Genomic DNA, 23,625 nt, shown 5'->3' with positions numbered 1-23,625 from the left:
AATTCCTTAAATGGCCAATTAGCCTTTAACTTGCCAGCTATTTACGTAGGCTGCATTTTCGGTTGCCAATGCAGCTTCGCCAACCTCTAGGGCATCACGAGTATCTAACATCACTGCCACTTCATCGGTGAACTTTTTGCGATACTCTTGCCCCGCTTGAAAGGCTTTAGGATGCGGACCGTGCGTGAAACCTGCTGGGTGAAAAGTCACCATGCCTTTTTCAATATTATCGCGACTAAAGAAATCACCCGCATGGTAAAACAGCACTTCATCATAATCATCATTGTTATGATAAAACGGCACTTTTAAAGCACCGGGATCGCTTTCGATGGGTCGAGGCACAAAGGTGCATACCACAAAACGCTGCGCCACAAAGGTCGTATGCGCAGAGGGCGGTAAATGGTAGCGATGACTCATCAAAGGTCGAATATCACGCCAATTGATGCGCATAACGGCTAAATCGCCATGCCAGCCAATTGCATCTAACGGATTGTAAGGATAGGTAATAACCGATACCTGATTATGCCGTTTCACCTCAACCTGCCAGGTTTGCTCGCTGTATTGCGCTTGAAAAGCGGCATCAATTTTAGGCGTATCCAACATAGCGGGATCGAAAATAGCATGATTACCCACTAAGCCTTTTTCGGGCAGTTGATAGCTATCATTCGTCGCTTCTATCAATACCACAAATAGCGGCTCTAGTGGTTCTAAGCGCCACATGGTCGAACGCGGAATAACGACATAATCGCCGTCTTTCAGCGTTAAATGCCCGTAATCGCAATACAGCTCAGCGCTGCCTTCATGAATAAACAGCAACTCATCGCCATCGGCATTTCGCGCCAGCCGAGTCATGTTTTCGGTTAAACGCCAAGTCCGGAATTTACAATGGGCATTGTGTAATAACGAAGGTACAGCCCAAGGCGATTGGGTGCTGACATCCGCTAAGGCGTTAAAATCAAATAAACGCGGTCTTAGTGGACCTTGCCAATCGCTCCACCCTGTTGGGGCATGGCGATGATGAAAGTGAGTAGCCGGCCCAAAAAAGCCGCTACGGCCAGCTTCCCGCTCATAAATACCTTGCTCAGGAAAATCAGCATGCGCCTGCCGTGATACGTCACCTTCCTTCAATGGAAAAGATGCCCATTTACGCATTGCTCAATACTCCGCGCTGAATTTGATCTTCTTCAATAGATTCGAACAAGGCTTTAAAGTTACCCTCGCCAAAACCTTCATTGCCTTTACGTTGAATAATTTCAAAAAATACTGGGCCGATCACCGTTTTAGTAAAGATTTGTAAAAGGATTCCATCTTTCATCGGAGCGCCGTCAATTAAGATCCGTAATTCACGTAGTTGATCTAAATCTTCAGTGTGCCCCTCAACTCTGGCATTCACTTTGTTGTAGTAAGTCTCTGGCGTTGGCATAAACTCCATACCACGCTCACGTAAAGTACGTACCGTTTGATAAATATCTTCTGTAGTCAAAGCAATATGTTGAATGCCCTCACCATTGTATTCACGGATAAACTCTTCGATTTGCGATTTGTCATCGGAAGATTCATTAATTGGAATACGGATTTTACCGCAAGGCGCCGTCATCGCGCGTGAAACTAGGCCAGTTAATTTGCCTTCAATGTCAAAATAACGAATTTCACGGAAATTACCGATTTTTTCATAGAAACCTGACCATAAATTCATATTACCGCGCATCACATTGTGCGTTAGGTGATCTAGTACCTCTAAGCCCACGCCGTGCTTGGCCATCTCGACCTGCCAGTTATCATAGTACTTAAAGTCGATATCATAGACCGAGCTGGCACCGTAGCGATCAACAAAATACAGTAAGCTACTGCCAATGCCATACACTGCTGGAATATTCAGCTCCATTGGACCTATTTGATTTTTGTATTCTTTTGCACCGTTCGCGAGGGCGTGTTGTAATGCGGCCGCTGCATCTTTCACTCGGAACGCCATAGCACAGACTGAAGGGCCATGCTTACGAGCAAACTCTTCTGCTTGCGAATTAGGCTCAGCATTGATGATAAAGTTAATATCGCCTTGTTTGTATAACCAAGCTTGCTTAGAACGGTGCTTGGCGACCTCAGTGAAGCCAAGTGAGAAAAATAACGCTTTTAACTTTTCAATGCCGTTCGCGTCTGCGGCCGTGTATTCTACAAACTCAAAACCATCGGTTCCCAATGGGTTTATATAATCAGTCATGGCTCTACTCCTGTCTTTTCTTCAAAGCAATTTGCTTACAATGGCCATATCATGCGCTAGCGCCATAAAAAAGGAAGAGTGCTGGCAATTACAACCTTAGATGGCCTATAGTGCTAAAATGTAAAATAAGCCATACAAAAACGCACTTTTTAGTAAGCCACAAATAGAAAGGCCGTCAAGCTTGGCTGACGGCCTTTCTGAAGTAAGGATTTAAGCACAAAATCGTACTTAAATTTTTACACTCTTGCGGTTAATGCCATAATCACGCAGTTTATTAGCAACCGCGGTATGACTTAAGCCAAGCTTTTTCGCTAGTTGGCGTGAGCTTGGGTAAGCTGGGAACAGTTTACGTAATAAGTTTGCTTCAAAATGTTTCACGGCTTCATCTAAAGTGCCATCAAAGTCTTGCTCTAAATAGCCAAAATCACTGGTATAACTGGGCAACTGCAGATGATGCTTATCCAACTCATTACCGTCTAGCAAGGTCACCGCTCGGTAAAGCGCATTTTCGAGCTGTCTAACATTGCCGGGCCAGGGGTACTGTTGTAGAAACTGTGCACAACTCTCGGTCAATTTTGGCGACTTACGCCCTAATCTTGCGGCATAACGGGCGACAAAAAACTCAGCGAGTGGCACCACATCTTGTTTACGCTCACGTAGTGCCGGTAAATGCAGAGTCAACACATTTAAGCGATAAAATAAATCTTCACGGAATCGATGCTCCTGTACCATGGTAGGCAGATCTTTTTGCGTGGTACACAACACTCGGACATCGACTCGAACTTCTTTTTCTTCTCCCACTCGGCGAAAACTGCCATCTTGTAAAAACCGCAATAACTTGGTTTGTAGCTGATGCGACATTTCCCCGACTTCATCTAAAAAGACTGTGCCGCCATGCGCTTGCTCAAAAATGCCTTTTTTCCCTTCACTGGTGCCTGGAAAAGCATTGGGTCCATAACCAAAGAGTTCTGACTCCGCCACATTGTCCGGCATAGAAGCACAGGGTACGGTTAAAAAAGGTTTGTTATGGCGGCTTCCAGCAGCATGACAAGCGCGAGCAAGTAACTCTTTGCCTGTACCGGTTTCGCCCATAATCAAAATAGGTGCATCTAACTGCGCCATACGCTTTGCCTCGCGCACCACTTTGCGCATCGCATTACTCGTGGCTTGAATATTATTAAAGCCTTCTTGATCACCTTTTTTAAAGGCAATCATGTGCTGACCTAAGCGGCTTTCGGATTTTAAATTAATGACCGCGCCAGCCAGAATTTCGTTGCCATTCTCGTCTGGCACCATCACCGGCAAAATATCCGCGACAAAGCGTTTATTATGAATTTCAAAACGACGTGTCTGCGCCAGCACATCTTCACCTTCCAGCCAACGCAAAAAATTAAAGCCTTTCACCATGCTTTGTAATGATTGCCCCGCAATCTCTTCTCTGGCGACAGAGAGCGCTTCAAGCGCCGCATCATTAATTACCGTAACATTAGCTTTGATATCGATGGCAATAAGACCGTCAGGCAGGGTTCTTAACAAAGTCAGTAGCTCGTTATGCTCGCGCTCTGAAGGCATAAAAGCGGTGGTTTTCACATCTTCTACCCCACTAATACGACGCATTTTTGCCATTAACTCCTGAAACTTTTCAAAGTTAACCGTAGGAAATGACACATAGATTTTATTTAATGAAGGATCAACTTCGATACCACGGAGATCTAACTGGTAACTGACCAGAATATTGAGCACTTCCTGAGCCAGACCCAGTCGATTTTGACAAAGAATTTCTAAACGCATAACCGCCCTACACCTTTGGCTGAACAGATGCAGCATAATACGGTATAGCGAGTATAACAGACCAGTATTTTTGTAAAGATATATGAACAAATATAGGGCAGACCGAACGGTCTGCCAGAAAGGAAAGCCTTATTCAGCTAACAACGCATCGGTTTTAGCTGCACAAATAAAATCGTTTTTATGTAGGCCTTTAATGGAGTGCGACCACCAGGTAACAGTTAGCTTGCCCCATTCAAGCAACAACGCAGGATGATGCCCTTCCGCTTCGGCCATTTCCGCAACCTTATGATGAAAAGCCCAAGCTTGTTTGAAATTTTTAAACTTATAAATTCGCTCTAACTGTAAGATTCCCTCACGAACAACAGGGGTCCAGTCTGGAATTTGTCGCATCAGCTCTGGCAATTCAGCATCTGACACTTTTGGCGCATCAGCACGACATGCCTCACATTGCATTTTAGTTAATTCGGTCATACTTCTATCCTAACTTGCTTTCAGTTCTTTGGGGGGGAATTTCGGCGCATGCAAACCTAAGGCTTTGGCTTGTTCAACTAAGGCCATAATATCTAAGCGAGAAACATCGAATAACTCATCAATCTGATTCAACATAAAATAGATTGGCTGCATAATGTCTATTCGATAAGGCGTACGTAAAATTTCAAGCGCATTGAATGGCTGCCGCTCAGCTAGCTCTGAACCTAACGCATACACTGTTTCCCCAGGCGAGGATAAAATTCCACCGCCATATATGCGCAAACCATCAGCCGTGTTAAGTAAACCAAACTCAATGGTGAACCAGTACAAACGAGCCAAGTAAACCCTATCTTGTTTGCTCGCAGCTAAACCTAATTTACCATATGCATGGGTAAACTCGGCAAAAGCTGGGTGCGTTAACATAGCGCAATGGCCAAAGATTTCATGAAAAATGTCAGGCTCTTGTAAATAGTCAAACTCTTCACGGCTGCGAATAAAAGTGGCGACAGGGAAGCGCTTATTTGCAAGTAATTCAAAAAACTTATCAAAACTGATCAAAGCTGGGACTTCTGCACATTCCCAACCTGTCGTCGCCTTCAATACTGCACTAACTTCCGCTAACTGCGGAATGCGCTCTAGTGGTAATTGCAGTTTTTGCAAGCCTTCCATAAACTCTGTGCAGGCTTTACCTTCAATCACCCCAAGCTGACGAGTTATAAGCTCATGCCATATTTGATTTTCTTCGTCGCTCCAGTGGATTACCCCATTGGCGTCCGACTGGCGCGACACATACTTACTGGACTTAGTCATACACTACCTGTTGTTCTGAACAAGGCGGAAGGTTCCGCAACACTACCGATGTTATTTTTATAAGGTTATCGGCTGCAATGTGTCGGATACTAGTTGATCGCAGACTGGGAGTTAATCCCAGCACGACGAAAACCCTGTGCGAAAACTGTAAAGTATAAATTACAAAGCTCATTAGGCTGGCAACGCTGCAGCCTTGGACACTGAGCTGCTTAGCGGCAGAATACTGAGCGCTTGTTGTAAATCAGCCATGATATCGTCAATATGCTCCAAGCCAACTGATAGCCTAATCAAACCATCACTGATCCCAGCTGCAGCACGCTCTTCCGGCGAATAAGGGCTATGCGTCATTGAAGCCGGATGCTGGACTAGGGATTCCGCATCCCCCAAGCTCACGGCTAAACTAAAGAGGCGAAAACGATTAATCACCTGACGGCTTTGTGCCAGATCAGCCTTTAATTCAAAGGCCAATACACCACCCGCCGCCTTCATTTGCTGACCAATAAAACGATAGCCAGGGTGCCCTGGTAAACCAGGATAGTGCACCACTGCCACGGCGGGATGCGCGGCTAAAAATTCTGCAACCTGTTGAGCGTTCTCACAATGACGCTGCAGACGCACGGGCAAGGTTTTTAAGCCACGAATAATTAGCCAGGCATCATGCGGGCTAATGGTTGCGCCCATATCTTTGAGCGTGGTCAGTTTGATGGTTTGAATTTTTTCTGCATCCGACACAATCACGCCAGCGACAACATCGCCATGGCCATTTAGATACTTGGTCGCACTGTGGATAACAATATCCGCGCCAAACTTTGCCGGTTGCTGCAGTAAAGGCGTCATAAAGGTATTGTCGATTACTGATATGATGCCATGTTGCTGACACAGTCCACAAAGAAATGCCAAATCTAGCACCACTAAACTAGGGTTAATCGGTGTTTCAGCAAACAGCATTTTGGTATTAGGTTTAATAGCCGCCCGCACTGCCGCATGATCCGTCATATCCACAAAGCTGACCTCGATACCATAACGACTAAACTGATGGTTAAATAACGCGAAACTACAACCATAAAGCGTATTTGCCGCAACCAAATGATCGCCCTGCTCTAAAAATGCCATGGTAGCAGCAGCTACTGCACCCATGCCTGTTGCCGTAGCAGCCGCATCCGCCATGCCTTCTAATGCGGCCACTTTCAACTCTAGCTCTCGGGTCGTAGGATTGCCAAGCCGAGTATAAATATACCCCGATTCATCGCCGGCAAAGCGCGCTGCGCCTTGCTCAGCACTATCAAATATAAAGGTAGAAGTTTGATATAGCGGTGTACTAAGCGCCCCATAAGGCTGCTTAGTTTTACCTGCATGGATACACAGTGTTTCAGAATGTTTGTTATTATTATTTGTCATAATGCCTACCGTAAAAGATTACTCGATAACTCTTTTACAGCAATAGCAGAAAAGTAAAATTTTGGAAGCAAGCCAGACGGCTTGCTGTCTGTAAAGATAAAAATGAGCTAGAAAAAACTGTCAGCTTTTATTGTCAGTATTTGCGGCAGTATTAAAACGCCCAACTAATGCTTTACTTAAATCGCTGACATTCAGTTTTTGCGCCTCGGCAAGTGGTAATGGTCGTAATTGCTGTTGCGCCAAATAACCCAAGCGCGCGACCAATAAGCCAGCAATAATACCTTGTCCAGCTCGAGCCGATAGCTTGGCGGTTAATTCACTACTAAGCACGTCACCTGCCATATCCAGTGCTAACTCTGAGCCCCCCGCCCACAACAGTGTCGCTAAGGCTCGCTTTAACATCGCAAGACTGCGCAATTGCCCCATGGGTGCGCCATATATTTCAGCAAGTTCTCTCAACATTCTGCTACTACGCCAAGTCACCAGAAACATATCTGCCAGCGCAAAAGGACTAATTGCCACCGCTAAACTACTATCGGTGCTGGCTCGCCAAATCAGTTGCTGCGCCTTTTTATCAACACTGGTTAACACTAAGCGATCGAATAATTGTAATTGCTCCTGATCACTATGTTCAGCGGTAATGGCTTGCCGCCATTGTTCAGCTGCAGCATTCAAGGCAGTATTAGCGGGCATCACCTGTAAAATACTCTCGCATAACGCTGGCGCCTCACCAAACTGCACACTTTGTGCAATACGGCTAGCTTGCTGCTGCCACTGTTGGTTTAATTTAAGTCGGCGCCATAAGCGCCACTCGCGCCAACTGAGTAGAACCAATAATATCAGCATCACTCCACTGAATAGGCTCGCCAGAGCTGCAAAGAATATACCTTGCTGCCAACTTTGCTGTAACCACTGGCCCCATTGCCAAAATCCAAGCAGTACAATAAGCAAAAGTGCCAGCATAGCTAGAGGCCCAAATAGGCTATGCCTAGCACGCGGTGTTACGCTCTCGGTTACAGTACCAGCAGCAAAGTCTGCGTTAGAAAACTGCTGGCGTTGTTGTAATTTTGCCGGCTCAGACTGTCTAAAAGCCTGTGCTTGCTCAGCCGAAGCAAACCGCTGTGCTGGTTTAAGATCGCTCATCGCAATTTATCTCCCAGTAAAAATTCTAAAGCATGATCCATCCGCACATGCGGTAAAGGCTGCTGCATACTCAAAGTTAACGGTGCCAATGCAGGAAATTGAAAGGGATGACGCTCAAACAAGGCTGCGTCAGGCAAACTTGCAGGCACATCACCTGGAAACAACGTAACAGACGTGGTCGCCCCTAACTCTCGCCCGCTAATACAGGGGTATTTTTGACCGTGTTGCTCAACAAAGCCAGTAGTGCTGGCCCGAATAGCGGCCAGCGCCATCGCCTCGCTGCTTGCCGCAGCATAATGGCTGTGCTTTATTGGCTGCTGTAACAATTGCTGTAATAACAAGGTTAGGGCTTTGTGCTGCTCTGGGGTGACATGATCCGCCTTACTGGCAGCAAACAGTACCTTACTGATCTGTGGTTGAAACAATCTGCCCAGTAAACTCGCTGGGCCGTAACGAAAACTCTGCATAATCAAGCCAAGCGCTTGCTGTAATTCCTGCATAGCTGCATATCCAGCATTGAGTGCCGATAGACAATCCACTAACACCACTTGTCGATCTAAACGGGAAAAATGTTGCTTGTAAAAAGGCTTAATCACATATTCACAATAACTACGATAATGGGCAGTTAACCGTTGTAACAACGGGCTGATATCATTTATTTGCTCAGGTAGCAGTGGAAATAACTGAAGCATGGGCGCTCCAGCTAATTCGCCCGGCACCAGTAAACGACCCGGTTGATGCAGGTAAGTCCCAGTACTTTGCCGAAACTGTTGCAATAACACACTGTAAGCTTCTGTCAGGTTCTGTAATTGCAGTTCACTAGTATCACTTAAATCTGTTTGCTGCAAAAGCGTAGCGAAAGACTCACTTATTGCCTGACGATGTGGCTGGCGGAATAGTTGCCAACAGAATGCCGACCATTGCTGGTAGTCTTGCTGCAGCATCGGCAAATCGAGTAACCACTCACCAGGGTAATCCACCAACTCCAATTGCAACTCACTATGGTTCTGTAAACGAGCCCGCAGGCCATGCGCTGGTTTATATCTTAGAGTCAAATTAAGCTGACTCCAACCGGTAGTGGACGGTGGCCAGGCTGGTGGTTGCTGCAATAGATACTGTAAATTATGCTCATAAGGAAAGCGCGGCAAGGCTAGTGGTTGACTACTTGCTAAGCGTCCACCTAAATAGCGCCCTTGTTGCACTACCGCAAAAAACGGTAAATGTTGCGGCTGATCGCCCAAGGTTAACTGATGCACCAAGGACGTAATAAAAGCGGTTTTGCCAGCCCCGCTCAGCCCAGTAACCCCAAGCCGTAAATGTCGATCCAGCGCGCGATTACCCAGCTGGCGGCTCTGATACTGAATGTCCTCTAACCAGCTCATTGCTTTCTATTCCTTAAAAAGTCAGTTAAAGTTTGTTAAATTCACGACTAAGTTGAAAACGACTGGATGTGACATGCCGTTCCATATCACGAAGTTTAAGCTCCATACTGTTAAACTGATGATTAAGATGTTGTAACGCTTGTTTAGGTGACTCACCACGTTGCCACACGCGCGTTTTTAACTCTACAGGTTTATCATTATAGGGATCTGAGCTCTTGGTTGTTCCAAAGGTATCAACTGCCTTCGACTTTTTTTCTAAGACCACCCAAGCCGCAATGTACAAGACAAAAACTAGGCCACCGGCACCTAAGAAAAAGGCTGATACGGTAATAATACGCACCAACCAAAGCTCCCAGCCAAAATAATCGGCTATCCCTGCGCAGACACCGGCAATCTTGCCATTTTCGTCATCTCGCAGCAGCTCGCGTTTTTTATTGATCATGCTGCGTCCTCCATCTAGGGCTTTCCGCATCGAGAATGGCTTCCAGCGTTTTAATTCTATCGGCCATTTTTTCCGCTTTTAGCGTTAACTCATTTAACTGATTCAGCTCGCTATCACTTAGGCCTTGCTTGATTTTATTTTTACTGCGGTAATGCATTACCACCCATAACGGTGCCACAAAGATCATAAACAAGATCAAGGGCACAAAAATAAGCTCATGAATATCCATGGTTTAATCCTTATTAGTAAAGACGCCCTTAGGCGTCTTTGTCCTCATTACTTTGCTTTTGCATTTTCGCTTTTAACGCAGCCAGTTCAGTATCAATCTTATCTTGTGCCGCTAGTTCAGCAAACTCATCTTTTAAGCTTTTCTTACCTAAATCGTAAGATTCAACTTGAGCCTCTAACGTATCAATTTTCTGCTCATAGCGTTCAAACTTATACATCGCATCATTGATTCTATTGCTATCTAGCGTTTTCTTTACTTCTAAGCGACTGGCCACTGTTTGCTGGCGCATCAACATACTCTTTTGCCGCGCTTTCGCATCAGCCAATTTTTCCTGCAATTGTCCAACTTCGTCTTGCAGCTTACTGATATGTTCATCTAGGTTAGCAATGTCGCGGTTAACCGCAGCAGCCTGATCTGCCGCTTTTTGCCGCTCAATTAATGCCGCTCGCGCTAAATCGTCGCGCTCTTTAGACAGCGCCAGCTCGGCTTTAGCTTGCCAATCAGCGGTTTCTTCTTCTAAACGGCTTACTAGACGTTGTAATTCCTTTTTCTCGGCGATGGTTTTGGCAGAGGATGAACGCACCTCTACTAAGGTATCCTCCATTTCCTGAATGATCAAACGGACCATTTTCTCCGGATCTTCAGCCTTATCCAGTAAGGCATTTAAATTAGAGTTCACGATATCGGAAAAGCGTGAAAAAATACCCATAATAGTTACCTCTTAGTTGATTAGTATGTCATAGACACCTAAGCTTATTCAGTTTTCTTGCCAACTTGACAAATAGAGCATATGTCATTGATTATTATCAACTTAATTTATTTTAATAATTTTACTGTCACCAAGCGGCATTATGAAATACACTACTTATTAGCAAATTCCACTAACTTGTAGTCGCTATGAACCGTAAGTATCAACAAGACAATCTTATTGGCCAAGCCAACAGTTTTTTAAATGTATTAGACCAAGTGTCGCAACTGGCGCCTTTGGATAAACCGGTATTAATTATTGGCGAGCGCGGTACAGGTAAAGAACTGATCGCTGCGCGTCTACATTTTTTATCAAAACGCTGGGATCAGCAGTATCAAACCCTAAACTGCGCCGCATTGAACGAGAATTTATTGGAAAGTGAGTTATTCGGTCACGAAGCAGGCGCGTTCACCGGCGCTTCTAAACGCCATGAGGGACGCTTTGAACGTGCCAGTGGCGGCACTCTATTTTTAGATGAATTAGCCAATACACCACCGATGGTGCAAGAAAAGTTATTAAGAGTCATCGAATACGGTGAATTTGAACGCGTTGGAGGCAGCAGACCCATTCGAGTGGATGTCCGCTTGATCTGCGCCACCAATGAAGATCTTCCCTCAATGGCAGAGCAAGGTGAATTTCGGGCAGATTTATTAGATCGTTTAGCTTTTGATGTTATTACCTTGCCACCTATGCGTGAACGCCGTGAAGACATTTTACAACTGGCTGAGCATTTTGCCATTAACATGGCACGCGAGTTAGGTTTAGAACTCTTTAGCGGTTTTAGCGATAAAGCCAAACGAACCTTATTGGACTACGATTGGCCCGGTAATGTGCGAGAACTAAAAAATGTGGTTGAACGTGCGGTTTACCGTAATAACAATGCCTACGTGCCGGTACATCATATTCAGCTTGATCCTTTCGAATCGGCGTTTCGTCCTCAAAAAAGAATACGCGCAGCGTTAAAGCAACCCAGTTCTACTAGCAGTGAAGCTTTGACAACTGCCATTACACCACCGACAACACCAGCCCCCGCGAACATAACTAATACACCGGATTTCAATCAGCCCGTCGACTTTAAAACACTTTCGCAAGATTTTGAGATCAATTTAATTAAGCAAGCATTGGCCGCTAACCAGTATAATCAGAAAAAAACCGCCGATATGTTGGGATTAACCTATCATCAGTTACGAGGCTATATGAAAAAATATCAATTACTGGACAGTCAGCAGTGAAACAAAACGTTTTTTTCCTGATCTTGGCGTTGTTAGGGGTGAGTGCTTGCCAGCAGGAATTACCTGAAAATATTCGTAGCGGTTTAGTTTATTGCGCCGAAGGGTCACCCGAAAGTTTTAACCCACAACGGGTCACCTCAGGCACTACTATTGATATTGTCAGTCAGCAACTTTACGACCGTTTATTGGATATCGATGCGCAAAGCGGTGAACTTCGGCCCGGGCTGGCGATATCCTGGCAACGCTCGACTGACGGTATAACTTATGATTTTATGTTACGGCAAAATGTTAGCTTTCACTCGACCAACTACTTTACGCCTAGCCGACATTTCAATGCCGATGATGTTACTTTTACCTTTAAACGTATTATGGATCCTAGTCATCCCTATCATTTTCTAGGGGGCGGCATCTATCCCTACTTTCAAAGTGTGGATTGGGCTAACCTGGTGGAGGATGTTACAGCCATATCCCCTTATCAAGTCCGCTTTACATTGTCGCGACCCGATAGTTCTTTTTTGTCTAATCTGGCTACCGACTTTGCGGCAATACTTTCTGCAGAATATGCTGCGACGATGTCGGCTGCTGGTACAACGACTCTGTTAGATAGTCGCCCGATAGGAACAGGCCCCTTTCGTTTTAAAGAATACCAAAAGGATGTGTTAGTCCGTCTTTATCGTCACCCTACTTACTGGCGTGGCCAAGCGGCTATGGAGCAATTGGTATTTGATATCGTGCCCAATAATGCAAGACGAATGGCAAAGCTGCTGACCCATGAATGTGATATCGTGGCTTTTCCACGTTTAGCAGAACTCTCTTTAATTACCGAACGTCCAGATGTGAAAGTGCAGGAAAGCACCAGCATGAATGTAGGGTTCTGGGCTTTTAATACCAAAAAGGCGCCTTTTGATCAGATTAAAGTACGTCAAGCTTTGGCCTTAGCCATTAACCATAGCGCTATTTTACAAGCGGTATATTTTGATCAAGCTACTGCAGCAAAAAGCATTCTGCCGCCCACCTCCTGGGCTTTCGCGAGCGAACTACCGGCTGCAGAATACAATCCAGAGCAAGCACGTCTGTTATTGGCTGAAGCCGGATTGAGCCAAGGATTTAGTATGGATATTTGGGCGATGCCCGTTCAGCGCTTATACAATCCTAACGCTTTAAAAATGGCCGAGCTTATGCAAGCCGATCTCGCACAGGTGGGCATCAAAGCAAATATCGTCAGTTACGAGTGGAATGCTTTTAGACGAAAATTATCTGCCGGTGAACACGACTCCGTATTAATTGGCTGGTCGGCGGATAACGCTGATCCTGATAATTTCTTTCGCCCTTTACTTAGCTGCGCCGCAGCGGATAGTGGCAGTAACCGCGCGCATTGGTGTGATCCCGTGTTCGATCAATTACTCCAGCAAGCGCTAAGTACGGTAGATCAACAGCAGCGTCGCACTTATTATGTAGCCGCTCAACATTATCTGCACAAAGCAAAACCCCTAGTTGCTATAGCACACTCGCAACGCTTTCAAGCAATCAATGCCAATGTGGAAGGTGTCGTCATTAATCCTTATGGCGGTATTAGCCTGTTTGAAGCTAGGCGGGTAGTACCATGATTGTTTTTTTATTGCGCCGCTTATTCTTGCTTGGCACGGTTTTATTTGGTTTGAGTCTATTTGCATTTAGCCTCGGCTACCTGTTCCCTGGCGATCCACTGCAAAATTTTAGTGGCTTACGTTACATCAATGCGGAAGTGCGCGCGCAACTTATCCTAGAGTATCGACTAGATGACAGTTACCGAGCGCAGTATTTTGCTTTTCTCGGTCGTATTTTCCAAGGTGACTGGGGATTATCTTTTGCCAGCCAGCAACCGCTTTTTAACGAAGTTTGGGCCGTATTACCCGCCACTTTGGAACTAACCGCCTACGCTCTTCTACTGTCTTTTATGCTGGGTGTGCCTTTGGGTATTTTGGCTGCCATTAAGCCAGAGGGTGTCATCGGTAAAAGTATTTCCACTATGGCCTTAGTTGGCTATTCCTTACCTATTTTTTGGTGGGCGTTGTTATTGATTATGTTTTTCTCCGTCACGCTTGGTTGGTTTCCTTCTGGCGGCCGCCTAGGCGTGTTATTTGAAATTCCTACCGTTACGGGTTTTATGCTTGTCGATATCTTGCTAGCGGATGTCAACTATCAACAAGCCGCTTTATGGGATGCGGCTCGTCATTTAGCCTTACCAACACTGGTGCTGGCGACCTATCCAACCACCGTCATGATTCGCTTTGTGCGTGACGCTATGCTAGACGTTTGGGAGCAAAACTATATAAAAACCGCCAAAGCGAAAGGACTAAACCGAGTACAAGTTCTTTATCGACATGGCTTGCGCAATGCCTTACTGCCCGTCATTCGACAGGTTGGTTTACAGTTTAGCGCTCTGATCACCTTGGCCATGCTAACCGAAGTGATTTTTTCTTGGCCAGGTATTGGTCGGTGGCTTATTGACAGCATTTATCAGCGCAATTTCCCGGCCATTCAAGCGGGGTTAATGGTCATTTCAACCTTAGTTATCACCATCAATATGCTTACCGAAATTTTACACACTGTGTTTAATCCATTGGCCAGGAAATATTAACATGGCGAAGTTCAGGCTGTACTTTGAAGAAAACAATCGCTCGCCAATAGCGCAGTTATGGCGCGAATTTGCTAGGCAACATAGTGCTTTATTTGGCTTGATATTATTTGCAAGTTTCTTACTGTTAAGTTTGGTTGCGCCTTTTATTTCTCCGCATGATCCTTATTTCCAAAATGATAGTCTATTGTTGTTACCGCCCTCTTGGGCGGAACAAGGCATAGTTTACTACCCTTTTGGTACCGATGATCTTGGCAGAGATTTATTATCGCGAATGCTAAAAGGCACAACCTACACTTTTGGTTTGGCCTTATTAACCGTGTTTGCCAGCTTGTTAGCCGGGTTAGCTCTCGGTGCGCTTGCTGGCATGAGCAGAGGGATGAAATCGAGTTTTTTTAATCACTTACTCGATCTTATCCTGACGATACCTTCGCTTTTGCTCGCCATCATTATTGTTGCCATCTTAGGACCGGGCTTAGAGAATACCGCTTGGGCGGTCATTTTGGCTTTATTACCGCAATTTGTACACGGCATTCGCAATGCCATTGCCGAGCAACTCAAACAAGACTACGTTATCGCTTATCGGTTAGATGGTGCGAGTAACTGGCAAGTGCTTACCCGCTTGGTTATCCCCAATATTTGGGAGAAAATCACGGTGATGAGTAGCATGGCTTTATCGACTGCCATCCTCGATATTGCAGCCTTAGGCTTTTTAGGGCTAGGCGCACAAGCGCCCATAGCAGAATGGGGAGCCATGATTAGCGATTCGCTAGATATTATTTACATCGCCCCGGTCAGTGTCGCGGTGCCGGGCTTACTTATTTTTTGTGCTGTATTATCGGTGAATTTAGTCGGCGACGGTTTAAAAGTGGCGATTCAAAAACGGCGGGAAAGCTAATGTTACTGCTGGATATTAAAAATCTGACTATTGAGCTAGAAACACCGGAAGGGTTAATCCGAGCGGTCGATCGGGTCAGTTTAAATTTACGTATTGGCGAAACCCGCGGCTTAGTTGGTGAGTCGGGCTCAGGCAAAAGCCTCATCGCCAAAGCCATTGTTGGCGTGCTTAATCGCCGCTGGAAAATCAGTGCTGACCGCTTTAGCTGGATGGGACAAGATATGCTGCAAGTAACCACTGAGCAGCGACGCAAAATCATCGGCCGAGATATCGCGATGATCTATCAAGAGCCAAGCCGAAGCTTGGACCCAACGGCAGAGATAGGAGAGCAATTAGAAGAGGCCATCCCCAATGATTTGCTAGAGGGGTCTTGGTGGCAAAAGCCATTTTTGCGTAAGAAAAAAGCCATTGCTCTACTGCATAAAGTGGGGATCCGCGATCATCAGAATATTATGCAGAGTTACCCCTACCAGTTATCAGAAGGGATTTGCCAAAAAGTTATGATCGCCATGGCAATTGCCAAAAACCCCAAATTACTGATCGCTGATGAACCTACCACCGCACTGGAAAGTACTACCCAAGCGCAATTGTTCCGGCTGTTAGCAAGCTTTAATCAACTAAAGGGCATGGCGGTACTGCTGATTAGCCACGAGCTGGAAAGTGTTGCGCGCTATACCCAAAACCTAAGCGTGTTGTACTGCGGGCAATTAGTGGAAAGTGGCGATACAGCCGCCATTCTAAAACACCCTTTTCATCCCTATACACATGCTTTAATCAAGAGTGTACCGGAATTTCAGCCGGAATTACTGCCTAAAACGCCGTTATACGCGCTACCAGGCAGTATTCCAACCTTACATCACTTGCCAATAGGCTGCCGTCTGGGGCCGCGCTGTCCAAATGCGCGCAAAGAGTGCGTTAAAACCCCCAGCTTAGATCGACTACAAAACCATTACTACAGTTGTCATTTCCCACTACTTAACCGAGATGATGCATGAACGCTTTATTAGAAGTTAATGATCTTGGAAAGATTTATTACAAGCAACGCGGATTAACTCGGAAAAAAATTGTTGCTCTACAACATATCAGCTTTTCCTTACACACAGGAAAAACCCTCGCCATTGTTGGAGAAACAGGCTCAGGCAAAAGCACGCTGGCTAAATTATTAGTCGGTATTGAAAAGCCGGATAGTGGCATCATTCGATTATCGGGGCAGCCAATAGAATTCAGCAACTTCAAAAAGTATAATCATGTCATCCGCTTTATCTTTCAAGACGCAGGCCGTTCACTTAATCCGTTACAAAAAGTCGGGCAAATGCTGGAAGATGTTTTACGCTTTAGTACCATTTTAGATGCTGAACAACGACGCACTAAAATTCGCAAAACGTTAAAACAATTAGGGTTACTTGATGAGCACGCAGAATTCTATCCACATATGTTTTCGGGTGGCCAACTACAAAGGGTGGCGCTAGCCAGAGCATTAATTTTAGACCCGAAATTACTGATTCTGGATGAGGCACTGACAGCGCTCGATCCCTCTTTGCGGGCACAAATTGTTAATTTGTTATTAGAACTCCAGCAAAATGAAGGCTTAGCGTATTTGCTAATCACCAATAACTTGCAGTTAGTCCGACATATTAGTGATGATATGCTGGTTCTTCATCAGGGCCAGATAGCTGACAGCGGGGTCACCGCTGAAGTCTTTGCACGTCCAGTGCACGATTATACCAAGAAGCTTATCAATAGCGCCTTTTAGCAAGATAGGTTCTTAGCTTAAGCGGCTTGTTCAAGCTACGAGCTGAGTTAAAGCGGTGTCATCCGTTAACTCAAAAAAAGGGAGCATAGCGCTCCCTTAAAAGAATGATTTAACTGGGTAGAAAGCTTAAAACAGCTTAAAAATCATCCGCCGTAAAAGTATTACGTAACTGGCGGCTTATTTTTGCTTCAGACTTCAAGTTCGCCAATAATGCCTGATAATGCTGCTCAGCCTGTTGACGGGCAATAGCCTCTAACTGACCCGCATCCGGTACGCTGCTAATTTCAGCATCAGTAACGGCAGTCACTGCCACTATTACCATATCACTATTTAACAATTGAACCAGATCTAGACTGGTTTGGCCTGCTGCAGGTTTGGGCATGGCAAAGGCTTTTGCTCTGATTTCCGTCGCTAAGCTACCACCAAAACGTGGCGTTGCAGCACTTTCAACCACCTCTGAATCGACTTCTGCCGCCATTGCAGCGATATCGGAATGCTTGGCGAGTAACGCTGTAGCAAAGTCTTTAGCTTGCGCTGCAAGCGCTTCCTGACGCACTGCCGCCGTCACTTGCTCCTTCACTTCGTCTAACAGCTGAGTGCGAGCAGGTAAATGTTCTTTTATCCGCACCACCACAACATGCTCTCGAGACAATTCAAGCACATCACTATTTAACTGCTCGGCAATGAAGTTGGCATCAAACAGCCGATTTAAAATTGCTGGGGTTGCTAGCACACCTGGTGCCGTTGCTCTGCTAAATAAAGGCGTTTGCTGAATCTCAGCAGCAATAACCTCAGCAGCTTCATCCAGATTATCCGGCTGTTCAAAAGCGACTTGTGCCAAACGTTGCTGTAAATCATAAAATAACGCTGTAGCTTGTTCTGCTTTCATCATGGCAGCAATCTCTGTTGCTACTTCAGCGAGTGGCTGCGTAACGGCAGGCTCAAATGTCGTCAGTTTAATAATATGATAACCAAACTCACTCTTTACTACCGCAGATAACTGCCCCTGCTCGCTAAGCGCAAAAGCGGCAGCTTCAAAAGTAGGGTCGAACTGGCCTGAGACCAATTGCCCTAGAGCACCGCCATTTTCAGCTGAAAAAGTATCGGCTGAATGTGTCTTGGCTAACTCAGCAAAATCAGCACCATTTTCTAATTCCGCTAACAGGGCAGCGGCTTTAGCTGCAACTTCGCTATCCTCCTCCGCACTTTCTAGCATAATATGCGACACTTCACGGCGCTCTGCGGTACCAAAACGGGCTTTATTCGTCTCGTAGTACTCCGCTATTTGCTGTTCAGTCACCTCAATATCTTCTGCTAATGCTGCAGCAGAAAGCTCTACGTACTCCACGGCAACTTGCTCTGGTGTCATAAAGCGTTCAATATTGTCTTGATAATAAGTCTGCAATTTAGCGTCGGTGATTTCTATCGCATCAGCAAAGCGCGCTGCAGGGATAGTAAAATACTTTAGATCACGTGTTTGTTGTTGTAGCACGAGCAAGGCATTAATTTCAGATGCCAAACCAAACTCGCTGCCTATCAATGCTTGCATCATTTGTGAGGTGGCAAGATCTGCACGCACTAACTCTCTAAATGCCGCAGGCTGATAACCGGCTTGTCGTAAAATCGCATTAAAGCGTTCCGTATTAAACACGCCATCAACCTGAAAATCAGGAATACTCGTCACAGCAGACCGAACCTGATCATCACCAACACGCAACCCTAATTTTTTAGCGAACTGCTGTTGTAAGGTATCATCTATCAGGCGTTCCAACACATCATTGCGAAAACTCGCCATATAGGCAGGGTCAGCGGCTAATGTATCGAACATATCGCCAAATTGTTCCTGCATACGCGCGCGTTCACGCTGTAAGGCTTGGTCATAGCTAGCCTGGCTAATTTCTTCCCCATTTACTACCGCCACTATCGGCTCGGTTGGCGTGCTTAGATAGCTGCCCACACCAGCCAGGGCGAATGTAAGAATTACCAAACCAAGAATAATTTTAGCGGTAATTCCCTGCGAGCCTTCTCTGATTCGTTCTAACATCTTTGCTCTTTCTCTGTTATCAGTGACACAAAAGTTGTGTTAAAAAAAAAGCGCATCTTAACAGATGCGCCTTTTTTATAGAAGCCTTGGCATTGTCTGCTGGCTTAAGGAACCTGCCCGGCGCGCCGGAAAAGATTCTATTAGTTTACAGCGTCTTTTAACGCCTTACCTGGCTTGAACGAAGGAATTTTCGCAGAAGCGATTTGAATAGTAGCGCCAGTTTGTGGGTTACGACCAGTACGAGCAGCACGCTCACGTACTGCGTAAGTGCCAAAACCAACTAAAGCTACTGAGTCGCCTTCCTTTAAAGCTTCGGTAACAGCGTCGATGAACGCGTCTAAAGCACGACCTGCTGCGGCCTTAGAAATATCTGCATTCGCAGCAATTTTGTCGATAAGTTGAGACTTGTTCACAATATCATCCCCTTCAATTGTTATTATTTTCTACAACGACAAGCTATTAGTTTAGTAGTTGCCCGCTTGTTATAACAAGCAACGACTTTGCTTGCAAGCAGCAGAAACGCGAAAACTAATAATTTTGGCTTTGACCACAGCCCTTGCTACACAAGGGCTTGGTCGAAACTGTCCATAACTTAGCACAGCTATCGGGAATGAAAAGCCCCTAAGCTGGATTTTTTTCGGTTTTTTTGCTTTTTGCTGCATTTTTTACCGTATTTAAGGGGGTTACCCTAGCAATTGGCTCTTGTAATGCAAACTCTAACACTTCATCAATCCATTTAACGGCTTTAATTTCCAGCGCATCTTTGACATTATCCGGAATTTCTTTTAAATCCCGAATGTTATCATGAGGTATCAAAACACGTTTAATGCCACCACGGTGAGCTGCCAGTAGCTTCTCTTTCAAGCCACCAATTGGTAATACTTCACCACGCAGTGTGATTTCACCGGTCATGGCAACATCACCGCGTACCGGATTCCCTGTGAGGCTAGACACTAGCGCCGTGACCATTCCAATACCAGCACTTGGCCCATCTTTCGGTGTGGCACCTTCTGGCACATGGACATGGATATCGCGTTTTTCATAGAAATCTTCATTAATGCGCAGCGCTTCTGCACGACTACGAACAACCGTCATAGCAGCCTGAATAGACTCTTTCATCACATCACCCAGCGAACCAGTAAAGGTTAATTTGCCTTTACCTACCACTGCAGCAGCTTCAATGGTCAGCAAATCACCGCCGACTTCGGTCCAGGCTAAGCCGGTTACCTGACCAATCCGATTGCTATCTTCTGCTTTACCATAATCAAAGCGATGCACGCCTAAGAACTCTTCTAAATTCTGCTCATTAATCACCACTTGTTTTAAGTCTTTGGTGAGCAAAATTTGTTTTACCGCTTTACGACATAATTTTGAGATTTCGCGTTCTAAGCTACGTACACCAGCTTCACGGGTGTAATAACGAATAATGCCAATTACCGCACTGTCTTCAATCACAACCTCAGAGGACTTTAACCCATTGCGGCTAACTTGCTTTTGAATAAGATGCTGTTTAGCAATGTTGAGCTTTTCATCTTCGGTGTAACCAGAGAGACGAATCACTTCCATCCGATCAAGTAAGGCGGCAGGAATATTTAGACTATTAGAGGTAGCGAAAAACATCACATCTGATAAGTCATAATCCACTTCTAAGTAATGATCACTGAAAGCACCATTTTGCTCAGGATCTAATACCTCCAGCAACGCTGCTGCTGGATCGCCACGGAAGTCTGAGGCCATCTTATCAATTTCATCTAGTAAGAACAGCGGATTACGCACCCCTACCTTAGCCATTTTCTGGATAATTTTACCCGGCATAGAACCGATATAGGTGCGACGATGCCCACGAATTTCGGCTTCATCACGCACGCCACCTAACGCCATACGCACATACTTGCGGCCAGTGGCTTTCGCAACAGACTGTCCCAATGAGGTTTTACCGACACCCGGTGGCCCAACTAAACAAAGGATTGGCCCTTTCAATTTATTTACGCGCTGCTGAACTGCCAAATACTCAATAATGCGTTCTTTTACCTTATCTAAGCCATAATGATCCGCATTGAGGATCTGCTCGGCAGCCGCCAAATTTTTCTTAACCTTTGAGCGCGTTTGCCAAGGCACCTGTGTTAACCAATCGATATAGCTGCGCACAACAGTGGCTTCTGCTGACATCGGCGACATCATTTTCAGCTTTTGCAATTCTGCTCGCGCTTTTTTCTCGGCATCAGCGGGCATCTTAGCTTCCGCAATCTTTTTAGAAAGCGTCTCAAATTCATCTGGTGCATCTTCCAGTTCGCCCAGTTCACGTTGAATGGCTTTCATTTGCTCATTCAAGTAATACTCGCGCTGGCTTTTTTCCATTTGCTTTTTCACCCGACTGCGGATGCGGCGCTCAACCTGCAGGATGTCAATCTCGCTTTCCATCATCGCCATCAGGTATTCCAACCGCTCAGTAACACTGGTCAGCTCTAATACTTTTTGTTTGTCTTCTACTTTTAGCGGCATGTGTGCAGCCATGGTGTCCGCTAAACGCGCGCCATCTTCAATACCACTGAGGGCGGTTAACACCTCTGGTGGAATTTTTTTGTTCAGTTTGATGTAGCCTTCAAACTGATTAATGGCTGAGCGTAAAAACACTTCTTGCTCACGGCTATCAATATCTTGTGTTGCAACTGGCTCGACGTAAGCAGCAAAACTCTGTGCGGTTTCGGTAAACTCAGCTAGCTGCGCTCTTTTGCCACCCTCTACCAAGACTTTAACGGTACCATCAGGTAATTTGAGCAATTGTAGGATGGTAGCAACAGTCCCGATCCGGTACAGATCATGCTCGGTAGGATCATCTAAAGTGGCATCTTTTTGGGCTACCAGAAAAATTTGCTTATCATTTTCCATAGCGGCGTCTAGGCATTTAATGGATTTAGCCCGACCAACAAAAAGTGGGATCACCATATGCGGATAAACAACAACGTCCCGCAATGCCAACACCGGCATATGCAAACGTTCAGAATGTTCTGTGGTCATTAATTTGCTCTCGAATTAAGTTACTGCAGGCGACAATATTCAGTATATGGGGACTGTTTTACAAACTTCAATTAATCAGTTAAAAAAGGAGCTTTGCAGCTCCTTTGTAATTCAAGTTAGTGTGATTCAGCAACCGCCGGCTCACTGCTCTCATAAATAAGTATGGGCTGGCTCTCGCCTCGGATCACTGTCTCATCAATTACGACTTTACTGACATCCTGCATGGACGGTAGCTCGTACATGGTATCTAACAAAACGCCTTCGACAATCGAACGCAAACCTCGTGCACCCGTTTTACGCTCCATGGCTTTTTGCGCTATGGCTTTAAGCGCATCTTCACGAAACTCCAGCTCAACATTTTCCATTTCGAACAAGGCTGCAAACTGTTTACTTAAGGCATTTTTCGGCTGACTTAAAATTTGTACCAGCGCCTCTAAATCTAACTCTGTTAACGTGGCAACTACAGGTAAACGGCCAATAAATTCAGGAATAAGGCCATATTTTACTAAGTCTTCCGGTTCAACATCACGGAACGATTCACTCAAACTACGACTGCTTTCTTTACTTTTAACTTCCGCACCAAAACCTATGCCTGAACCCTTAGCACTGCGCTGTTCAATCACTTTATCTAAACCCGCAAAAGCGCCACCACAGATAAAGAGAATTTTCGACGTATCAACCTGTAAAAACTCTTGCTGTGGATGCTTGCGACCACCTTGCGGCGGCACAGAAGCGATAGTACCTTCAATCAGCTTCAGCAGGGCTTGCTGCACCCCCTCGCCAGAAACATCGCGGGTAATCGATGGGTTGTCAGACTTACGCGAAATTTTGTCTATTTCGTCAATATACACAATACCGCGCTGGGCTTTTTCGACATCATAATCGCATTTTTGCAGCAGCTTCTGGATGATGTTTTCAACGTCTTCACCAACATAACCCGCTTCAGTTAACGTGGTGGCATCCGCCATGGTAAAAGGCACATCTAACAAACGCGCAAGCGTTTCAGCTAACAAGGTTTTGCCGCTACCGGTAGGACCAATCAACAGAATGTTACTTTTACCCAATTCAACATCTTGTTTATGTTGAGCACTGCGTAAACGTTTATAATGGTTATATACCGCTACAGCTAATACTTTTTTAGCATGCTCCTGACCAATAACATAATCATCAAGATGCTTACGAATATCGCGTGGTGTCGGTAGCTTTTCAGCATCACGCTTTGGTGAAATATCTTTGATTTCTTCACGAATGATATCGTTGCATAGGTCAACGCATTCATCACAAATATAGACTTGTGGCCCTGCGATCAACTTACGCACTTCATGCTGTGATTTGCCACAAAAAGAGCAATACAGTAATTTGCCGCTCTTATCGCCGTCAGTGCGGTGATCAGACATGTAACTACCTCTTTTCTAGCCTGGTGAGCATTCA

General features: G+C 45.4%; 21 protein-coding genes. 6 read left to right on the top strand and 15 right to left on the bottom strand.

Annotation, left to right across the window (positions count from 1 at the left end; genetic code table 11):
* Positions 1-18: 18 nt before the first annotated feature.
* The 11 genes from ACO1PK_RS11680 to pspA form a co-directional block, all read right to left on the bottom strand.
* Complete coding sequence (locus ACO1PK_RS11680; protein ID WP_423185797.1) at positions 19-1,152, bottom strand: homogentisate 1,2-dioxygenase; 1,134 nt, start codon at positions 1,150-1,152, stop codon at positions 19-21.
* Positions 1,145-2,218, bottom strand: coding sequence for a 4-hydroxyphenylpyruvate dioxygenase (hppD, locus tag ACO1PK_RS11675; protein WP_423185796.1), 1,074 nt, complete (start codon positions 2,216-2,218; stop codon positions 1,145-1,147). Before hppD ends, ACO1PK_RS11680 begins: the two co-directional genes overlap by 8 nt.
* Positions 2,219-2,446: 228 nt before the next feature.
* Complete coding sequence (tyrR, locus tag ACO1PK_RS11670; RefSeq protein WP_423185795.1) at positions 2,447-4,009, bottom strand: transcriptional regulator TyrR; 1,563 nt, start codon at positions 4,007-4,009, stop codon at positions 2,447-2,449.
* A gap of 129 nt (positions 4,010-4,138) precedes the next feature.
* Entirely contained in the window at positions 4,139-4,480 is a 342-nt protein-coding gene (locus ACO1PK_RS11665; RefSeq protein ID WP_423185794.1) for a 4a-hydroxytetrahydrobiopterin dehydratase, read from the bottom strand.
* A gap of 9 nt (positions 4,481-4,489) precedes the next feature.
* Positions 4,490-5,290 carry a phenylalanine 4-monooxygenase gene (gene phhA / locus ACO1PK_RS11660; RefSeq protein WP_423185793.1) on the bottom strand — a complete coding sequence of 267 codons (801 nt, stop codon included), beginning with the start codon at positions 5,288-5,290 and terminating at the stop codon, positions 4,490-4,492.
* A gap of 171 nt (positions 5,291-5,461) precedes the next feature.
* A complete protein-coding gene (locus tag ACO1PK_RS11655; protein WP_423185792.1) occupies positions 5,462-6,688 on the bottom strand; it encodes a trans-sulfuration enzyme family protein in 1,227 nt (408 codons plus the stop codon).
* A 120-nt stretch (positions 6,689-6,808) separates the two neighbouring features.
* Positions 6,809-7,831, bottom strand: a complete 1,023-nt coding sequence (locus tag ACO1PK_RS11650; protein WP_423185791.1) for a TIGR01620 family protein — start codon at positions 7,829-7,831, stop codon at positions 6,809-6,811.
* A complete protein-coding gene (locus ACO1PK_RS11645) occupies positions 7,828-9,213 on the bottom strand; it encodes a YcjX family protein (protein ID WP_423185790.1) in 1,386 nt (461 codons plus the stop codon). Before ACO1PK_RS11645 ends, ACO1PK_RS11650 begins: the two co-directional genes overlap by 4 nt.
* Before the next feature lie 25 nt (positions 9,214-9,238).
* The gene (pspC, locus tag ACO1PK_RS11640; RefSeq protein WP_423185789.1) at positions 9,239-9,655 is read right to left on the bottom strand and encodes an envelope stress response membrane protein PspC; all 417 of its coding nucleotides are present in this window, start codon (positions 9,653-9,655) and stop codon (positions 9,239-9,241) included.
* Positions 9,645-9,884: an envelope stress response membrane protein PspB gene (pspB, locus tag ACO1PK_RS11635; protein ID WP_423185788.1), complete on the bottom strand. Its 240-nt coding sequence runs from the start codon at positions 9,882-9,884 to the stop codon at positions 9,645-9,647. Before pspB ends, pspC begins: the two co-directional genes overlap by 11 nt.
* 28 nt (positions 9,885-9,912) lie before the next feature.
* Positions 9,913-10,593 (bottom strand): phage shock protein PspA, encoded by a 681-nt coding sequence (pspA, locus tag ACO1PK_RS11630; protein WP_423185787.1) that lies wholly within the window; start codon positions 10,591-10,593, stop codon positions 9,913-9,915.
* 188 nt (positions 10,594-10,781) lie between these two features.
* On the opposite strand from pspA, the gene pspF reads away from it, so the two are divergent.
* Genes pspF through ACO1PK_RS11600 form a run of 6 tightly spaced genes read left to right on the top strand, consistent with a single transcriptional unit; the run spans position 10,782 to position 17,132 of the window.
* Positions 10,782-11,864: a phage shock protein operon transcriptional activator gene (pspF, locus tag ACO1PK_RS11625; protein WP_423185786.1), complete on the top strand. Its 1,083-nt coding sequence runs from the start codon at positions 10,782-10,784 to the stop codon at positions 11,862-11,864.
* Positions 11,861-13,471: an ABC transporter substrate-binding protein SapA gene (sapA, locus tag ACO1PK_RS11620; RefSeq protein WP_423185785.1), complete on the top strand. Its 1,611-nt coding sequence runs from the start codon at positions 11,861-11,863 to the stop codon at positions 13,469-13,471. Before pspF ends, sapA begins: the two co-directional genes overlap by 4 nt.
* Positions 13,468-14,484: an ABC transporter permease gene (locus ACO1PK_RS11615; protein WP_423185784.1), complete on the top strand. Its 1,017-nt coding sequence runs from the start codon at positions 13,468-13,470 to the stop codon at positions 14,482-14,484. The genes sapA and ACO1PK_RS11615 overlap by 4 nt, the downstream gene beginning before the upstream one ends.
* 1 nt (position 14,485) lies before the next feature.
* The gene (locus ACO1PK_RS11610; protein ID WP_423185783.1) at positions 14,486-15,379 is read left to right on the top strand and encodes an ABC transporter permease subunit; all 894 of its coding nucleotides are present in this window, start codon (positions 14,486-14,488) and stop codon (positions 15,377-15,379) included.
* Positions 15,379-16,374 carry an oligopeptide/dipeptide ABC transporter ATP-binding protein gene (locus ACO1PK_RS11605; RefSeq protein ID WP_423185782.1) on the top strand — a complete coding sequence of 332 codons (996 nt, stop codon included), beginning with the start codon at positions 15,379-15,381 and terminating at the stop codon, positions 16,372-16,374. The genes ACO1PK_RS11610 and ACO1PK_RS11605 overlap by 1 nt, the downstream gene beginning before the upstream one ends.
* Positions 16,371-17,132, top strand: a complete 762-nt coding sequence (locus ACO1PK_RS11600; RefSeq protein ID WP_423185781.1) for an ATP-binding cassette domain-containing protein — start codon at positions 16,371-16,373, stop codon at positions 17,130-17,132. The genes ACO1PK_RS11605 and ACO1PK_RS11600 overlap by 4 nt, the downstream gene beginning before the upstream one ends.
* 136 nt (positions 17,133-17,268) lie before the next feature.
* Here the strand turns inward: ACO1PK_RS11600 and ACO1PK_RS11595 are convergent, their stop codons facing one another.
* From ACO1PK_RS11595 to clpX, 4 genes are all read right to left on the bottom strand, one after another.
* Positions 17,269-19,176 carry a SurA N-terminal domain-containing protein gene (locus tag ACO1PK_RS11595; RefSeq protein WP_423185780.1) on the bottom strand — a complete coding sequence of 636 codons (1,908 nt, stop codon included), beginning with the start codon at positions 19,174-19,176 and terminating at the stop codon, positions 17,269-17,271.
* Positions 19,177-19,316: 140 nt separating this feature from the next.
* Positions 19,317-19,589 (bottom strand): nucleoid-associated protein HU-beta, encoded by a 273-nt coding sequence (hupB, locus tag ACO1PK_RS11590; RefSeq protein ID WP_189431008.1) that lies wholly within the window; start codon positions 19,587-19,589, stop codon positions 19,317-19,319.
* A 208-nt stretch (positions 19,590-19,797) separates the two neighbouring features.
* Positions 19,798-22,194: an endopeptidase La gene (gene lon, locus ACO1PK_RS11585; protein ID WP_423185779.1), complete on the bottom strand. Its 2,397-nt coding sequence runs from the start codon at positions 22,192-22,194 to the stop codon at positions 19,798-19,800.
* A 116-nt stretch (positions 22,195-22,310) separates the two neighbouring features.
* Positions 22,311-23,591, bottom strand: coding sequence for an ATP-dependent protease ATP-binding subunit ClpX (clpX, locus tag ACO1PK_RS11580; RefSeq protein WP_423185778.1), 1,281 nt, complete (start codon positions 23,589-23,591; stop codon positions 22,311-22,313).
* Positions 23,592-23,625: the final 34 nt, after the last annotated feature.

The sequence above is a fragment of the Alishewanella sp. d11 genome, from assembly GCF_049390205.1.
Lineage (GTDB): Bacteria > Pseudomonadota > Gammaproteobacteria > Enterobacterales > Alteromonadaceae > Alishewanella.
The sequence above is the reverse complement of the archived record's forward strand: the minus strand, read 5'-3'. Positions and strand labels throughout refer to the sequence as shown.

Bases quoted from the DNA above. Each gene is read 5' to 3' on its own strand.
- ACO1PK_RS11680 (WP_423185797.1), bottom strand. From the start codon at position 1,152: ATGCGTAAATGGGCATCTTTTCCATTGAAGGAAGGTGACGTATCACGG.
- hppD (WP_423185796.1), bottom strand. From the start codon at position 2,218: ATGACTGATTATATAAACCCATTGGGAACCGATGGTTTTGAGTTTGTA.
- tyrR (WP_423185795.1), bottom strand. From the start codon at position 4,009: ATGCGTTTAGAAATTCTTTGTCAAAATCGACTGGGTCTGGCTCAGGAA.
- ACO1PK_RS11665 (WP_423185794.1), bottom strand. From the start codon at position 4,480: ATGACCGAATTAACTAAAATGCAATGTGAGGCATGTCGTGCTGATGCG.
- phhA (WP_423185793.1), bottom strand. From the start codon at position 5,290: ATGACTAAGTCCAGTAAGTATGTGTCGCGCCAGTCGGACGCCAATGGG.
- ACO1PK_RS11655 (WP_423185792.1), bottom strand. From the start codon at position 6,688: ATGACAAATAATAATAACAAACATTCTGAAACACTGTGTATCCATGCA.
- ACO1PK_RS11650 (WP_423185791.1), bottom strand. From the start codon at position 7,831: ATGAGCGATCTTAAACCAGCACAGCGGTTTGCTTCGGCTGAGCAAGCA.
- ACO1PK_RS11645 (WP_423185790.1), bottom strand. From the start codon at position 9,213: ATGAGCTGGTTAGAGGACATTCAGTATCAGAGCCGCCAGCTGGGTAAT.
- pspC (WP_423185789.1), bottom strand. From the start codon at position 9,655: ATGATCAATAAAAAACGCGAGCTGCTGCGAGATGACGAAAATGGCAAG.
- pspB (WP_423185788.1), bottom strand. From the start codon at position 9,884: ATGGATATTCATGAGCTTATTTTTGTGCCCTTGATCTTGTTTATGATC.
- pspA (WP_423185787.1), bottom strand. From the start codon at position 10,593: ATGGGTATTTTTTCACGCTTTTCCGATATCGTGAACTCTAATTTAAAT.
- pspF (WP_423185786.1), top strand. From the start codon at position 10,782: ATGAACCGTAAGTATCAACAAGACAATCTTATTGGCCAAGCCAACAGT.
- ACO1PK_RS11615 (WP_423185784.1), top strand. From the start codon at position 13,468: ATGATTGTTTTTTTATTGCGCCGCTTATTCTTGCTTGGCACGGTTTTA.
- ACO1PK_RS11610 (WP_423185783.1), top strand. From the start codon at position 14,486: ATGGCGAAGTTCAGGCTGTACTTTGAAGAAAACAATCGCTCGCCAATA.
- ACO1PK_RS11605 (WP_423185782.1), top strand. From the start codon at position 15,379: ATGTTACTGCTGGATATTAAAAATCTGACTATTGAGCTAGAAACACCG.
- ACO1PK_RS11600 (WP_423185781.1), top strand. From the start codon at position 16,371: ATGAACGCTTTATTAGAAGTTAATGATCTTGGAAAGATTTATTACAAG.
- ACO1PK_RS11595 (WP_423185780.1), bottom strand. From the start codon at position 19,176: ATGTTAGAACGAATCAGAGAAGGCTCGCAGGGAATTACCGCTAAAATT.
- lon (WP_423185779.1), bottom strand. From the start codon at position 22,194: ATGACCACAGAACATTCTGAACGTTTGCATATGCCGGTGTTGGCATTG.
- clpX (WP_423185778.1), bottom strand. From the start codon at position 23,591: ATGTCTGATCACCGCACTGACGGCGATAAGAGCGGCAAATTACTGTAT.